This window comes from Neobacillus mesonae (assembly GCF_001636315.1).
In the GTDB taxonomy this organism is placed as follows: domain Bacteria; phylum Bacillota; class Bacilli; order Bacillales; family Cytobacillaceae; genus Neobacillus; species Neobacillus mesonae.
Genome location: NZ_KV440949.1, coordinates 318358 through 333702 on the forward strand (window position 1 = coordinate 318358; position 15345 = coordinate 333702).

Consider the following 15345-nt stretch of genomic DNA (forward strand, 5'->3'; position numbering starts at 1 on the left):
ATAAAATTCTGTGCAAAAAAATAAAGCGGTGATTATCGCTTTACAACGGTAATATTGTTTTTTAAGTATGCCCAATTTTGCGGTGCCAGAAAACTTAATTCCCAATAGGTAGTCCCAGACAGCTGATAAAGATCGACCAGTTTATACATTTCTATATAACTTCGAATATCCTCGAACCAGACAATATGCTCCGTTCCGCCTTGCCAATAACGATACCACGGGGCTTTAGAGGTGTTGTTGAATTGGATTGGCGCTCCTACGCTAATCGCCCGGTTTTGAGCGGCAAGTACCGGCAGCACCGTTGTCTTAAAAGTTGGAACTATTTTGTCATGACCATAGAGAGGCAATGCAATTTGCATTTTTGTATGAGGGATTTGGGTAAGCGAATATTGTATTACCTGCTCCATCCAGTTGACCGGTGAAATTGGATCAGGCGGACCGCCGGCATACCCAAAATCCATTGTCATGACGGCTGCGATGTCCGCAATCCTGGCAATCGCCGCATAATCATATGCTCCGATAATCCGATTGGTCGGAATATCCGCTGTTTTAGAGGGAAGATTCACATGAAGAATCAGGCTTCCCAGCGCCGTTTTTAATTCCCTTAAAAATAAAATAAAATCCTGGCGTCTCGCCGGCGGTATAAATTCAAAGTCAATACTGACACCGCTGAACCCCCGCTGTGCTGCTAAGTTGACAAGACTGTCAGTTAAGTTCTTACGACGAGCCGGATTTTCCAGTACCTGTCCAACCAGTTCCGCACTAAAGTCACCATGCGCAACATTTTGGACGACTAATAAGGGTTTAATATTCAATTGCCGGCTTCTAGATACAATTGCACGGTCATCCATAAGATTAAAAGCCCAGCCTTCGCTTGTTATGGAATAAGCAACAACGGCTATATATGTAAGCTCGTTAGCGAGTGAATTAAGAGTTGCAACGTTCGCACTAATTGTTGATGGTATCATAAATCCTAGTGTACCAATTGCTAGTTTTAATGGAGATGGAATCGTGATAATTTGTCCAATCCTTAGATTGTTCGGATCAATTCCCGGATTAGCCTGGATAATCGTGGAGGGTGCGATATGAAACTGCTGTGCCAATTTCCAGATTACATCGCCTGATTTGATTTTATAAGTACGATTTGGCAGCATGTTATCCGGAATATATAAAGCAAGGCCTGGTATAATACTTGTGGAGGTTAATCCGTTAATTTCTATAACCGTTTGAATGGAAACACCATACATTGAAGAAATCTTCCATAATGTGTCGCCGGAACGAACCACATGAACTGCCATAATACCACTCTCCTTTATAACAATTTATGGCGGAGAGCAGTGAATATACTATAAGAGTGAAAAATGAAAAACGAACTTCGAAAATAACAGTGTAACCCTTTCAACAAAAAACCCTGAATTCACCAAAGTGAACCCAGGGTTTTTGCATTATTTTTGTGATTCATCAAAATTATAGAAGAATTTAGCTGTAATGGACCCGTCCGGATTTTCCTTTACATCGGTTACATGAATTCCCGAATCAGCTGGTACGTTGCTATAGCCTTTCCAGAAATAGTAGGAACCAGAATGAACATTTCCGGACACCGGAGTAATTTTGCTGCCGGTTTTAAAGAAGTCTCCGGCGTCGCCCCGATTGACATTCTTTTCTAGATCATATTTTCCATCAGCCTGAAGGACTGATAATCCGTAATGCGTAACCAAGGTCCCGTTGCTTGCTGTTTGCGACTGGTTGTACTGGAAGCGTTTGTTCATCCAGTTTTCGACGTTATTCGGACGGAATCCGGCAGTTTGATAGAGTGATAACACATTTTCATCGACATGCCATGCGACCAGTCCGTGTGCATCGGCACCTTGTCGGATCAACCCTTTGTTAAAGCCTTGTTGCTGGACATTTTCAAATAAGAAATACTCTGTACCGTTTGAACCTGGCACTTCCATTTTAATAATCGCATTGCCAGAATCCGCTGCATTCACCGGCGGCAATGTGATTGTTTGAACGCCATTTTCCGGTTTTACTACAATGGGTTCTGCCCAGCCAAGGAAGATTTTTGAATATGGATCAAAATGGGTTGGCGAGTTTCCGGAATAAGCAGCAGCGTTTGGATATCTCATCCATGAACCGCCTGACATCATTGAATAGTTACCAGTTCCTTCTGAAGTATAAGCCGTATCATAGAAATCCGGAAGTCCAAGTGCATGACCGAATTCATGGGCAAACACACCGGCTTGTCCAGGGAATGGGCCTGTTTTCGATGCTTCATCATAACCGCCAGTCGCCTGATTGTAACCTGCAACATTCCCTCCAATTTCCGGCTGAATATTATAATTATTCACAAGAACACCATCAAGTGTATGATCCTTAATGAACTGGGCGTACCATGTGGTCCATTCCTCATCAGTCTCCACGCCATCTTGGTTCAAATCAGCTGCAGGCTTACCAGTTTCATAATACTTTCCGTAGTATAAAGCACTTAAAGCATTCCACTTATGGGACCAGATTTGTGCTGGGTCACTGCTAAATTCCGCACCAGTTCCTTCATGAACAATAAACACGTTTGGAACTTGTCCTTTAACGGCATATTTTGAATAATCTACTACACTATCAGCAGCTTTGAATAAATCAGTAACCAATTCCCCAGTTCGGGCATCTCCATTCACGTTGCCATTCACTTTCTGATCTAAATAATAGGATGCACCTTTCGGCAATTCAACCCACACTAAATCAGTATTTTCTTTCCTGACTAATTTTACTTTTCCATAACTGGATTCTTTATAAATATTTTGCATTGTGTTATTAGTCGGCGCTTTTTCGCCTTTATATTCTGCATATTGTTTGAACTCTTCTAATTCATAAGGATTATAGTGATCTCCAAATATTAAATCCTCAATTAATTTAGGCGGTACTTGTCCAGGATAGTCTCCTAACGGTTCATCACCTTCTTTAAATTTTGCTAGTATAACAAGTACTGGTACTTCTCCATTGGCAGATTGATATTTTACATGATTATTACCGGCCTGCTGAAATTTAGTTCCCAGCTGCTTAGCCGCTTTTTCCGCCGGGTCTTTCTTGGATAAGTCTTTACCTAACTCCTTTGCTTTATCAGTCAGTTCAGGTGAAGCGCTTACATAATGTGCCAAGCTTAATTCAGATGATTTCGTTACCGCGGCAGCCTTTGTTTCAGACCCGTCCAGCTGTCCTCCTGCAAAAGCCACGCTCCCAGCTAAAGCGAGGGCAAATGCTGATTTTGATAGAACCTTTAACAAACAAAACACCCCTTTTATTTTTATAATTCAAATTTATCAGAATATTATTTCCCAAAACAGAATCTAAGTACCTACTTTTTAAAATTATTTCGAAACCCGTAATATAGGTACAAAAGCCTGATTTTCCATTTCACTTAGGTCTATAATCACAAAAAAATAAAAGGACCTTTATCATAGGCCCCTTTAAATTTCATATTCATCTTCATGCCAATATTTTTTGAATCTTGCACGGTAGCATGCATCACATGTTGGAAATGGATGATCCCACGGGAGTTTTTTACCGCAATTTTTACATTTTTTTACGAACTTTTTAATATCGGTTTTGAGCCTTTCCTGAACTTTATCGCTAATTTCCTCACGGAGGCGTTCCCAATAAATCGCTTCTGTCCTCTCATCCAAGCGGTAAAGAAATAGCAAATGAAGCCCGACCGCCTTATAGCTGAGCTCTAATTCCTCGAGACTGCCTTCTTTCACTGGCGGTTCAGGTAATGGTTCATTATGAATAATTGCGTATATCGTCTCTTCCCATTGCCGGGTTAAAACTCCTTCATTTTTCGAAAAAGGCAGGTGTAAAAAGCCGTACAAATCCATTAATGACAATCTCGCCTCTATTTCCGTCCCGGCAATCTTTTGATAGAGTGAACGTTCCTCCGACAGCGACGCTTTCTTTGTTCCTTTGGGACTTTCAAATTTCTCCCATAGTTCAAAAAAAGTTCCTAGGTCATGGTAATATCGCTGAAACCTTTCAAACACGGAATTCGTCGGTGCGATAGCAAATGTTTGAACCGGACGGTCTTCCTGTGTGAGTAAGTCACGCATTTTTTTAATATCGCCGGTAAAGGCAACCTTACCGACATCATAGATGCCTTTACGACCGGCGCGGCCTGCAATTTGCTTTACTTCCTGTGAAGTTAACAGCCTTCTTCGGGTGCCGTCGAACTTCTCATTTTCTAAAAATACAATACGGCGGATCGGCAGGTTTAAACCCATGCCAATCGCATCTGTCGCGACAATCACTTTGGTCTTCCCTTTGTTAAACAGTTCAATTTGCTTTTTCCGGGTTTCAGGCGGCATACTGCCATAAATCATACTTGCCGCATGACCGTCATTTTGCAGCCTTGAGGCCATTTCGAGAACACGGCGTCTCGAGAAGCAAATAAGAGCATCACCTTTTTTCACACGTTTGATATCAAATTTCTTTGACTCCACCTCCAGCGGCGTATCACGTGTATACTCATTTATGTCAATGTCAGCATCACCCAATAGCTCTAACAGCATACCCTTTGAGTTTCGGCTTCCAATGATATGCACTTCTTGGGCGCTCGCTTTGGTAATTGCCTTATACCATGAAAATCCGCGGTCCTTATCAGTTATCATCTGTGCTTCATCAATAACGACCACTTGGTAATATTCCTTTTCATGGAACATTTCCACTGTACACGAGATATGGTTAGCGTCTGGGACGACTTTTTCCTCCTCACCCGTTTTTAAAGAACAAGGTGTTCCCTCAGCATTTAGTTTATCGTACACCTCTAGCGCTAAAAGTCTCAATGGTGCCAGATATAAACCACTTTCCGCCAGCATCATCCTTTCTAAGGCATGATGTGTTTTACCAGTATTTGTTTCTCCAATATGCAGGACATAGCGGACATTCCGTTTCGATGACGGATTATATTCCTCACCGAAAATGTCCTGCATCATTCGTTCTTCTTCTTCACGTTTGCGCTGAAGCTCGGCTTGCTCTTTTGCATAGCGTCTTTCCCGCTCTTCCAGGTCGTTTTCAAACATTTCTCGGTGAATAGCTTCATCAAACGGAATCTTTGCCAGTTTAAGCAGGTCAGAAACATATTCTTCTTGGATATCCTCAAGGAAGATTCCTACAATATCATAAAGTAAATCAGCAATACTGCCTTTAATAAAAGAAACCGACAGCTTCTCATGAAAGGTTTCGAAAAAATGAACTTTAAATTTTTCGGGAAGCTCCTTATAAACCATCTCTGGTATTAATTGCGATAAATAATCTGCTATTAACCCTTCATACATATAAAAATAGGTTTCGTATTCAAAATAACTTCTACTCCAGCCGAGCGTTTTTTGAATGTCCCCGGTAAGTTCATCAAAAAAACCGGCAACTGTTTTATAGCCAGCAGGATTGAAAGAACCTTCCTCTTCCAATTTCTCCTCCAAGGCGAAAGTATCCACAGATTTGAATTTAACATTGTTTTCAAAATCAGAGGCTAACTGTTTCGCTGTAAAATAGCGAACATATAAATAGAGCAGTTGATACTGTTCCTCAATCATAATGTTGGCTGCTTTATCTATTTCCTCTTCGAGACCAATTCTTGTTTCCGCAAGCAGTTTCTCTTGCTGCCGTTTTATGTAGTTTTGTTTGGCTTTTTCGTAACGTTCCGCCCACTTTTCTTCCTGACCATCAAAGGTTTCCTTTACCCAGAAAAGAGTGCCAAACGGCTGATAAAGCCGCATCTCATCACGAAATAACTTATTAATCAGCTTGCGGTCTACTCCCTGGACCTCAAATCCTTTTTCACTTAAAAATTGCTTCTTCTCATTTTTCGGTACATCGTTCGTTACTTTGTTCAGCCATACATTAACCCATATTTGATCAACATAATGGCCGCGGTCATTAAGATATTGGGTAAAAGAGGGCAGCACGGCCTTTGTTTCTAAATAATAATCAATATCCTGAAATACCTTGTTTTTTGTTTGTTCTATAGCTTGAGGGTAAACCGAAAGTAGTTTGCTCATTATATTCCCTCCTCTCTATTCCATATTTCATTATATCATTACTACCAATTAAGAATAAACGTTCTGTTATAGGTTATGGAGTTCGCAATATTGATCGACTAAGTCTTCAATTTTGTCCATTTCCGGAAATTTTCCGGTGAATTGGAATTTTATTTCTTCTATAAATTCTTCTTTATTATACACATGGATCGCTCCATTCTGCTGGATTACACTATATTCTGGTACAAAACGATATCCGCTGCGTTCAATAGCACCCATAATAATAGCCTCCTTATCCGGTTGATTCTTAAAAATAGTATCACTCAATTACATGAGTCTAATCCAAAACAAAATGAAGAGGATGGCAATGGTGCCATCCCCCTTATCATTTAGGCAGTCGTAACTGCTTGTTCATTCTTTGATTCGTGACGAATTGTCGCTTGTGCGGCGGCAAGGCGTGCGAGCGGTACACGGTATGGTGAGCAGCTGACGTAGTCTAGGCCAATTCTATAGCAGAAGTCAATCGAGCTTTTTTCTCCTCCATGCTCACCGCAAATACCTGTTTTTAAAGAAGGCTTGGTTGCGCGGCCGAGCTTCACACCCGTTTCCACCAATTTTCCCACACCATCTTGGTCAAGTACGGCAAACGGATTATCTGGCAGGACTTTGTTTTCAATATAGGCTTGCAGGAATTTGCCTTCTGCATCATCACGGCTATAGCCAAATGTCGTCTGTGTTAAATCATTTGTTCCAAAAGAGAAGAAATCCGCTTCTTCCGAAATTTCATCCGCCGTTAATGCCGCACGCGGAATTTCAATCATTGTTCCAATCGTGTAGTCAAATTGTTTTCCTGTTTCTTCTTGCACACTAACAGCCGCATCCACTACTAATTGACGCATTTGTTTTAATTCATTGACATGACCAACCAGCGGAATCATGATTTCAGGCTGTACGGCCAAACCTTTTTCCGCTAATACCGCGGCCGCATAGAAAATCGCTTTCGCCTGCATTTCGTAGATTTCCGGATAAATCATCCCTAAACGACAGCCACGGTGTCCCAGCATTGGGTTGAATTCATCCAATTGGCGAACCTTTTTCAGTAATAGTTCTTTTTGCTTTAATTCTTTTGATTGCGGCTCTAAAATTTGTAGTTTTGTCACTTCAACCAATAATTCCTCTTTATCCGGTAAAAACTCATGAAGCGGCGGATCTAGTAAGCGGATAGTGACTGGGAATCCCTGCATGGCTTCAAAGATGCCTTCAAAGTCACCTTGCTGCATTGGTAACAGCTGTTCCAGCGCTTCCATTCTTTCGCTGTAATTTTCCGCCAGGATCATTTTTTGGACAATTGGAATACGTTTTAAATCCATAAACATATGCTCTGTACGGCATAAACCAATCCCGCAGGCACCAAACTCAAAGGATTTCCGAGCATCCTCCGGGTTATCAGCATTGGCACGGACGCCAATTTTCCGTTCTTCGTCAGCCCAGACAAGCAATTGCTGAAATTCTTCCGAAAGTTCAGGGTCAATCATTGGGATTTCCCCAAGCATAATTTCACCAGTAGATCCGTCTACGGTAATAATGTCACCGTGACGAATAACCTTGTCTCCAACCACGAATTGTTTTCCCTTCATATCAATCTTTAATGCTTCACAGCCGCAAATACATGCTTTTCCCATCCCACGTGCAACTACTGCGGCATGGCTTGTCATACCACCTCGGCTTGTTAAGATTGCCTGTGACGCGACCATGCCATGGATATCATCCGGTGTTGTCTCTGGTGATACAAGAATCACTTTTTTACCTTCATTACCTAATTGCTCCGCTTCGTCAGCATCGAAAACTACTTGGCCGGTGGCAGCACCAGGTGATGCCGGCAGCCCTTTTGCTAAGATTGTTTTCTGTGCCGAGTCATCTATCCTGCGGTGCAGCAATTGATTTAGTTGATCAGGATCAACGCGTAAAAGCGCCGACTTTTTATCGATGATTCCCTCTTTTTCCATCTCAACAGCGATACGGATTGCCGCTTGAGCCGTACGTTTGCCGTTTCTTGTTTGGAGAATGAAAAGCTTGCCCCGTTCAACCGTAAATTCAATATCCTGCATTTCTTTGTAGTGCTGTTCAAGCCGGTGGCATGTATCCGCGAATTGCTGAAAAACTCCCGGCATCTCTTTTTGAAGAGTAGCGATTGGCTGTGGAGTACGAATTCCAGCTACCACATCTTCACCTTGGGCGTTGATTAAATATTCCCCGTAAAGGACCTTCTCACCGGTAGACGGATTTCTTGTAAAAGCAACACCTGTGCCTGAGTCATCCCCCATATTTCCGAATACCATACTTTGAACATTTACTGCGGTCCCTAAATGATTGGGAATTTTATTCAAACGGCGATAAACAATTGCACGCTGGTTATTCCAAGAATTAAACACCGCATTAATCGCAAGGAAAAGCTGTTCCTTTGGATCTTGAGGGAAGTCCTTCCTGGTATGCTTCTTGACAATCTCTTTGTAACCGCCGATAACTTCCTGCCAGTCCTCAGCAGTCATTTCCGGATCGGCGTAATAGCCTTTTTGCTCACGTGTTTCTTCTAAGAATTGTTCAAAGAAATACGTGTCAATTTCTAGTACGACATTACTAAACATTTGAATAAATCGGCGGTAGGAATCGTAAGAAAAACGAGGATTATTCGTCAATTTTGCCATTCCAACAACCGTTTCATCGTTCATCCCCAGATTCAAAATCGTGTCCATCATGCCAGGCATGGAGAAAACGGAACCGGAACGAACAGAAACCAGCAGTGGGTTTTTCGGGTCACCTAATTTTTTACCCATCTTTTCTTCTAAAGCAGCGAGCGCATCTAAAGTCTGTTTTTCTACTAATGCAGGAATGGATTTACCAGATTCATAGTATGCGTTGCAAGCTTGTGTTGTAATCGTAAAACCAAAAGGAACAGGCAGACCGATTTTTGTCATTTCTGCTAGATTTGCACCTTTTCCGCCGAGCAATTCCCGCATATTACCGTTTCCTTCATGAAACAAATACACAAATTTATCCATGTTTATAAGCTCCTCTCTTTTTTCAACACGTCTAAAATTAATCCAGCTGTTTCCTCTACTGCTTTATTAGATACATTGATGACCGGACAGCCAACACGCTTCATAATTTTTTCAGCATAATCGAGTTCATCAAGAATTCGCTGAAAGCTTGCGTAGTTTGCCTGCGAAGCAAGCCCTAAGGCCTTAAGTCGTTCCTTGCGAATTTCATTTAATTTGTCGGGTGAAATAATCAAGCCAATGCAGTTTTTCCTTGGTATTTGAAAAAGTTCATCCGGCGGCGGAACCTCTGGAACAAGCGGTACGTTGGCAACTTTAAACCGCTTATGTGCCAGGTACATTGACAATGGTGTTTTGGATGTCCTTGACACACCGATCAAGACGATATCCGCCTTTAAAATTCCCCTTGGATCACGACCGTCATCATATTTTACGGCAAATTCAATGGCTTCAATTTTTCGAAAGTATTCTTCGTCTAATTTCCGCATCAGTCCTGGCTGATGATGCGGTTCCTGATTAAACTTATCCGTGAAGGCACTCATTAACGGACTAAGCAAATCAACCGCGGCTATTCCCTCTTCACCCGCCCTTTTATCCAAGTATTCCTTTAAAGCCGGAATTACAATGGTATAGGCAATAAGGGAGTTTCCCCTTTTCGCCAGTAATATTACATCTTCTATATCCTCAATATCATCTACATATGAATTGCGGCGAATCTCTACATGTCCGCCGTTGAACTGTGTCGCTACTGCTTTCACAACAAGCTCGGCTGTTTCACCCACCGAGTCGGATATTACATAGACAACTTGCTTCTGTTTCAAAATGGCAGCAACTCCCCTTAGTCTGATTTCTCTTCCATGATTTCTAAATAAGCTCTAGTGATGGTAGTTTTCGTTATCCGTCCAACTAGTAAATATGTATTTTCCTGTTCGTCCACTTCCTTTACGACTGGTAAGGAGTCAACGTGATAATTGATCATTTTCTTTGCTGCATCAAACAAGGTTGCTTCCGGTTCAATGGTGATGATATTTGGCATTCTAGTCATAATGACACTTACAGGTAATTCTTGGAGGTTTCGATTACCGATTGCAGCTCTTAATAAATCCTTCCGTGACACCACACCGGCTAAATGTCCTTCCGAATCAACAGCATAAAGGGTGCCAACATCTTCTAAAAATAATTGCACAATCGCATCATAAACAGAGGTTGATTTTTCAACCACAATTGGATGTGCCTTGAAATCCGCCACTTTTTGGTGGATATATCTTTCTGCCTGCTGCTTAACCCCCAATTTTTCATTAAAAAAATAGCCTACCCGGGGTCTTGCATCTAAATTGCCGGACATTGTTAAAATGGCTAAATCAGGTCTTAATGCTGCTCTTGAAACAGAAAGCTTTTCGGCAATTTCTTTTCCTGTGATAGGTCCATTTCTTTTAACAATTTCTAGGATTTCATCCTGTCGCTTTGTAAGTTTAATTATTACCACCCCCTAAAGTTTAATAATTATATACCATTCTATGTGTTAATTATAAATGTGTTATACTTATTTGTATATAGTATATTACAATTAACGAATATCGGAAACATTAAATTTGACAAAATAGCTATAAATTTTTGGGGATTTTCACAAAAAACCCCGCCAGCACGGTGCATGACGGGGTTTATACTTGGCAATTTGGACAATAGAAGGTTTTTCGGGATGAAATGGTTTCCATTATGATTGTGGCACTACATCTGCGGCAAGTCTCTCCTTCACGATCATATACCTGACATAGATGATAAAAACTGCCTGTTAGTGTGTCTCCTGTAAAAAATGGATTTTCCATATAGCCTCCATGTTTAATGGCCTCTTGGATAATGATTTTAATTGATTTATACAGTTGAACTCGGTCATTTTCGCTAAGGTCATCTATATCATTTATAGGCTTTATCCCAGCGTGAAAACATATTTCTGCTGAGTAGCAATTTCCAATCCCTGCAATAAACTCTTGATCAAGCAAGGTTGTCTTTAAGCGCCCGTGTTTCCCAGCAATCCTCTGCGAAAAATGCTGCTGAGTGAAATCATCCGCTAATGGTTCCGGCCCTAAGTGTGCAAGCTTCTGTTCAGCCTCCTTTGGCGAATACACATGAAGATAGCCAAGCCGTAATCCAATAAAATAAAGGTGCTGCTCACCAAAGGACAACCTTACCTGAATCGTTCGTTTCGGCTTATCCGCTTCCGGCCCATAAAACATCCAGCCCCCCAGCATTAAATGCAATAACAGAATTTGGCCATTCTGCAGGTGGAAAAGTAAATGCTTTCCTCTGCGTTGAATGGTTATAATTTTTTGATGTTCCACTGTTTTCTTAAATAGTTCGGGGTTTATATTGATTGATTTTTCCCTGTTTACTTGAATATCTGTAATGGTTTGACCGCCAATTCTTTGATTTAGCAGGATTTTATAATTTTCCATCTCCGGAAGCTCAGGCAAATGTACATCCCCCTTTCTATTTTTTATCTTACCCGTTAAACATAAAAAAATTTTTAAAAGAAAAAACCAAGCTTTAATGAAAGCTCGGTTAAAATGGTTATCGGGGATACTTAACTTATTCCTCATTACCTTTAAATCTTTCTAATAATTGATAAGGCCGTACTTTAAAAGCTTCATATGGAACACAATACCCTTTCATCGCATCTTTTACTCTTGGAATAAATTTTCCCCTTTTAATATATTGCGACAGGTTTGTTTCATTGATTTTAACAAAAGAGACTTCTGTTGTTTCTTCGGAGGTTGTTAATTCCCCGCCTGCTGCTTTTCCAAGAAAAACAATTGCCACTGTATTACCATTGGAGTAAACGCCTGAGACCCCAAATAGTTTAACCCTAATTCCCGTTTCCTCAAGAATCTCCCGTATTAACGCCTGATCAAGCGTCTCCCCCTCATCAACACCGCCTCCGGGGAGTTCCCAAGTATCTGATCTCCACTGGGTTTTCACCAGCAGAGTTTCCTTTGCCTCATTGGTAATATATCCGCTGACTGTAACAATCTGTTTAGGAATAGTATAGGAACCGTTTGAAGTTAAAAAAGACTCACGGAATTCCGAATAAAGTGAGCCTGACTTTTGTGGTTGGATTTGTAATTGTTGGTACATTTTATCCTTTTTAACGAGTTGTTCAATTTTTAAATATTCTTCGCGGTTTGGATACTCCCAAATTACAGTAATTTCATTGTTGTCATCAGTTACCCAGCTGCCAATTAATCTGGCACCGCTTTTTATCTTAAGTGGAAGAACATAGTCATGGAATAATTGATTGAATTCCTTTATCTTAGCCGGTTTCATCCGATATTCTTCTCTTAAATAAATCATAATGATCCTCGCTTTGTTGTTTTAATTAAGAATTGATACTTCATTTTATACAACTAAGCAAAATAGTTTCGAAAGCTAGAACAAAAAAACGTCTTCCTGCGAAAATAGGAAGACGTTTTTTATAAAATACAGGGGCAGTAGGAATCGAACCCACACTGAAGGTTTTGGAGACCTTAGTTCTACCTTTAAACTATGCCCCTATAAAAGTGGAGGGGGACGGATTCGAACCGCCGAACCCTGAGGGAGCGGATTTACAGTCCGCCGCGTTTAGCCACTTCGCTACCCCTCCATATATGTATTAAAGCGGAGGAAGAGGGATTCGAACCCCCGCGCGGTTTAACCCGCCTGTCGGTTTTCAAGACCGATCCCTTCAGCCGGACTTGGGTATTCCTCCATAAAGCAATTGGTAGCGGCGGAGGGGATCGAACCCCCGACCTTACGGGTATGAACCGTACGCTCTAGCCAGCTGAGCTACACCGCCATATTAAATTTGTCTAAGTAATTTTAGACTGCCAAACTTCTATTTTTGAAATAGAAGCTCTTTATTCAGAGCAATGACTTTAAATAAGTCGGGAAAACAGGATTTGAACCTGCGACCCCCACGTCCCGAACGTGGTGCTCTACCAAGCTGAGCTATTTCCCGATAAAAGGATAATAACATCGACATTGAAATGACTACTCAGCATCATAAAGAGCGGAAGACGGGATTCGAACCCGCGACCCCCACCTTGGCAAGGTGGTGTTCTACCACTGAACTACTTCCGCATTATAAAATGAATTTGGTGCGGGTGAAGGGACTCGAACCCCCACGCCTTGCGACACCAGATCCTGATTCTGGCGCGTCTGCCAATTCCGCCACACCCGCGTACTCAAAATGGTAACGCTTTTTTTCAAAATGAAGAAATAGTTCATTCCCTCAAAACTAGATAATACAGAAGAAGTTTAGTAAGAATGAGTTCGCTAATCATTATTGTCTAGCTCCAGCGTCCAGCAACTAGTGTCCTTCGGTCTTTTCCCAACGATAAGTCAACATCGATTCGCTTCGCTCATCGTGTTTCCTTTATCTCAGTCAAAGCCCTCCAGGCCATACGTTGCTAACCGGCCGCTTACGCTTTTCGATTTTGGTTAAGTCCTCGATCGATTAGTATCAGTCAGCTCCACATGTCACCATGCTTCCACCTCTGACCTATCAACCTGATCATCTTTCAGGGATCTTACTAGCTTGACGCTATGGGAAATCTCATCTTGAGGGGGGCTTCATGCTTAGATGCTTTCAGCACTTATCCCGTCCGCACATAGCTACCCAGCGATGCCTTTGGCAAGACAACTGGTACACCAGCGGTGCGTCCATCCCGGTCCTCTCGTACTAAGGACAGCTCCTCTCAAATTTCCTGCGCCCACGACGGATAGGGACCGAACTGTCTCACGACGTTCTGAACCCAGCTCGCGTACCGCTTTAATGGGCGAACAGCCCAACCCTTGGGACCGACTACAGCCCCAGGATGCGATGAGCCGACATCGAGGTGCCAAACCTCCCCGTCGATGTGGACTCTTGGGGGAGATAAGCCTGTTATCCCCAGGGTAGCTTTTATCCGTTGAGCGATGGCCCTTCCATGCGGAACCACCGGATCACTAAGCCCGACTTTCGTCCCTGCTCGACTTGTAGGTCTCGCAGTCAAGCTCCCTTGTGCCTTTACACTCTGCGAATGATTTCCAACCATTCTGAGGGAACCTTTGGGCGCCTCCGTTACATTTTAGGAGGCGACCGCCCCAGTCAAACTGCCCACCTGACACTGTCTCCCACCCCGATCAGGGGTGAGGGTTAGAATTTCAATACAGCCAGGGTAGTATCCCACCGACGCCTCCACCGAAGCTGGCGCTCCGGCTTCTCAGGCTCCTACCTATCCTGTACAAGCTGTACCAAAATTCAATATCAGGCTACAGTAAAGCTCCATGGGGTCTTTCCGTCCTGTCGCGGGTAACCTGCATCTTCACAGGTACTATAATTTCACCGAGTCTCTCGTTGAGACAGTGCCCAGATCGTTACGCCTTTCGTGCGGGTCGGAACTTACCCGACAAGGAATTTCGCTACCTTAGGACCGTTATAGTTACGGCCGCCGTTTACTGGGGCTTCGATTCAGAGCTTCGCGTGAGCTAACCCCTCCTCTTAACCTTCCAGCACCGGGCAGGCGTCAGCCCCTATACTTCGCCTTGCGGCTTCGCAGAGACCTGTGTTTTTGCTAAACAGTCGCCTGGGCCTATTCACTGCGGCTCATCGAGGCTATGCACCTCAATAAGCACCCCTTCTCCCGAAGTTACGGGGTCATTTTGCCGAGTTCCTTAACGAGAGTTCTCTCGCTCACCTTAGGATTCTCTCCTCGCCTACCTGTGTCGGTTTGCGGTACGGGCACCTTTTATCTCGCTAGAGGCTTTTCTTGGCAGTGTGGAATCAGGAACTTCGGTACTATAATTCCCTCGCTATCACAGCTCAGCCTTTACGATGAACGGATTTTCCTATTCATCAGCCTAACTGCTTAGACGCGCATAACCAGCAGCGCGCTTACCCTATCCTCCTGCGTCCCCCCATCACTCAAACGATAAAGAGGTGGTACAGGAATATCAACCTGTTGTCCATCGCCTACGCCTTTCGGCCTCGGCTTAGGTCCCGACTAACCCTGAGCGGACGAGCCTTCCTCAGGAAACCTTAGGCATTCGGTGGATGAGATTCTCACTCATCTTTCGCTACTCATACCGGCATTCTCACTTCTAAGCGCTCCACCGGTCCTTACGGTCCAGCTTCAACGCCCTTAGAACGCTCTCCTACCACTGACATCGTAGATGTCAATCCACAGCTTCGGTGATACGTTTAGCCCCGGTACATTTTCGGCGCAGAGTCACTCGACCAGTGAGCTATT

9 protein-coding genes, 7 tRNA genes and 1 rRNA gene (1 of these 17 only partly in view) are annotated in these 15345 nt (G+C 42.8%); all 17 read right to left on the bottom strand.

Going from position 1 to position 15345, the window contains the following annotated elements; translation table 11 throughout:
• Positions 1-32: 32 nt before the first annotated feature.
• A complete protein-coding gene (locus A6749_RS01460; protein WP_066384059.1) occupies positions 33-1298 on the bottom strand; it encodes a LysM peptidoglycan-binding domain-containing protein in 1266 nt (421 codons plus the stop codon).
• A gap of 147 nt (positions 1299-1445) precedes the next feature.
• Positions 1446-3281, bottom strand: coding sequence for a M6 family metalloprotease domain-containing protein (locus tag A6749_RS01465; protein WP_066384061.1), 1836 nt, complete (start codon positions 3279-3281; stop codon positions 1446-1448).
• Between the two features lie 183 nt (positions 3282-3464).
• Entirely contained in the window at positions 3465-6047 is a 2583-nt protein-coding gene (locus A6749_RS01470) for a DEAD/DEAH box helicase (protein ID WP_066384069.1), read from the bottom strand.
• A gap of 66 nt (positions 6048-6113) precedes the next feature.
• A complete protein-coding gene (locus A6749_RS01475; RefSeq protein ID WP_066384072.1) occupies positions 6114-6305 on the bottom strand; it encodes a YbxH family protein in 192 nt (63 codons plus the stop codon).
• Positions 6306-6415: 110 nt separating this feature from the next.
• Positions 6416-9085, bottom strand: a complete 2670-nt coding sequence (ppdK, locus tag A6749_RS01480; protein ID WP_066384077.1) for a pyruvate, phosphate dikinase — start codon at positions 9083-9085, stop codon at positions 6416-6418.
• Between the two features lie 2 nt (positions 9086-9087).
• Positions 9088-9903: a pyruvate, water dikinase regulatory protein gene (locus tag A6749_RS01485; protein WP_066384081.1), complete on the bottom strand. Its 816-nt coding sequence runs from the start codon at positions 9901-9903 to the stop codon at positions 9088-9090.
• 17 nt (positions 9904-9920) lie between these two features.
• Positions 9921-10562, bottom strand: coding sequence for a helix-turn-helix transcriptional regulator (locus A6749_RS01490; RefSeq protein ID WP_084798023.1), 642 nt, complete (start codon positions 10560-10562; stop codon positions 9921-9923).
• Positions 10563-10743: 181 nt separating this feature from the next.
• Entirely contained in the window at positions 10744-11553 is an 810-nt protein-coding gene (gene mutM, locus A6749_RS01495) for a bifunctional DNA-formamidopyrimidine glycosylase/DNA-(apurinic or apyrimidinic site) lyase (protein WP_066384087.1), read from the bottom strand.
• A gap of 115 nt (positions 11554-11668) precedes the next feature.
• Positions 11669-12430, bottom strand: a complete 762-nt coding sequence (locus A6749_RS01500) for an NUDIX domain-containing protein (RefSeq protein ID WP_066384096.1) — start codon at positions 12428-12430, stop codon at positions 11669-11671.
• Between the two features lie 129 nt (positions 12431-12559).
• Positions 12560-12630: transfer RNA gene (locus A6749_RS01505), tRNA-Trp, on the bottom strand.
• A 7-nt stretch (positions 12631-12637) separates the two neighbouring features.
• Positions 12638-12719 (bottom strand) — tRNA-Tyr (locus tag A6749_RS01510).
• A gap of 15 nt (positions 12720-12734) precedes the next feature.
• Positions 12735-12824 (bottom strand) — tRNA-Ser (locus A6749_RS01515).
• A 10-nt stretch (positions 12825-12834) separates the two neighbouring features.
• Positions 12835-12911 (bottom strand) — tRNA-Met (locus A6749_RS01520).
• 88 nt (positions 12912-12999) lie between these two features.
• Positions 13000-13073 (bottom strand) — tRNA-Pro (locus A6749_RS01525).
• 50 nt (positions 13074-13123) lie between these two features.
• Positions 13124-13195, bottom strand: a tRNA-Gly gene (locus tag A6749_RS01530).
• Between the two features lie 15 nt (positions 13196-13210).
• Positions 13211-13295, bottom strand: a tRNA-Leu gene (locus A6749_RS01535).
• A 256-nt stretch (positions 13296-13551) separates the two neighbouring features.
• A 23S ribosomal RNA gene (locus A6749_RS01540) occupies positions 13552-15345 on the bottom strand; it runs 1142 nt beyond the window's last position.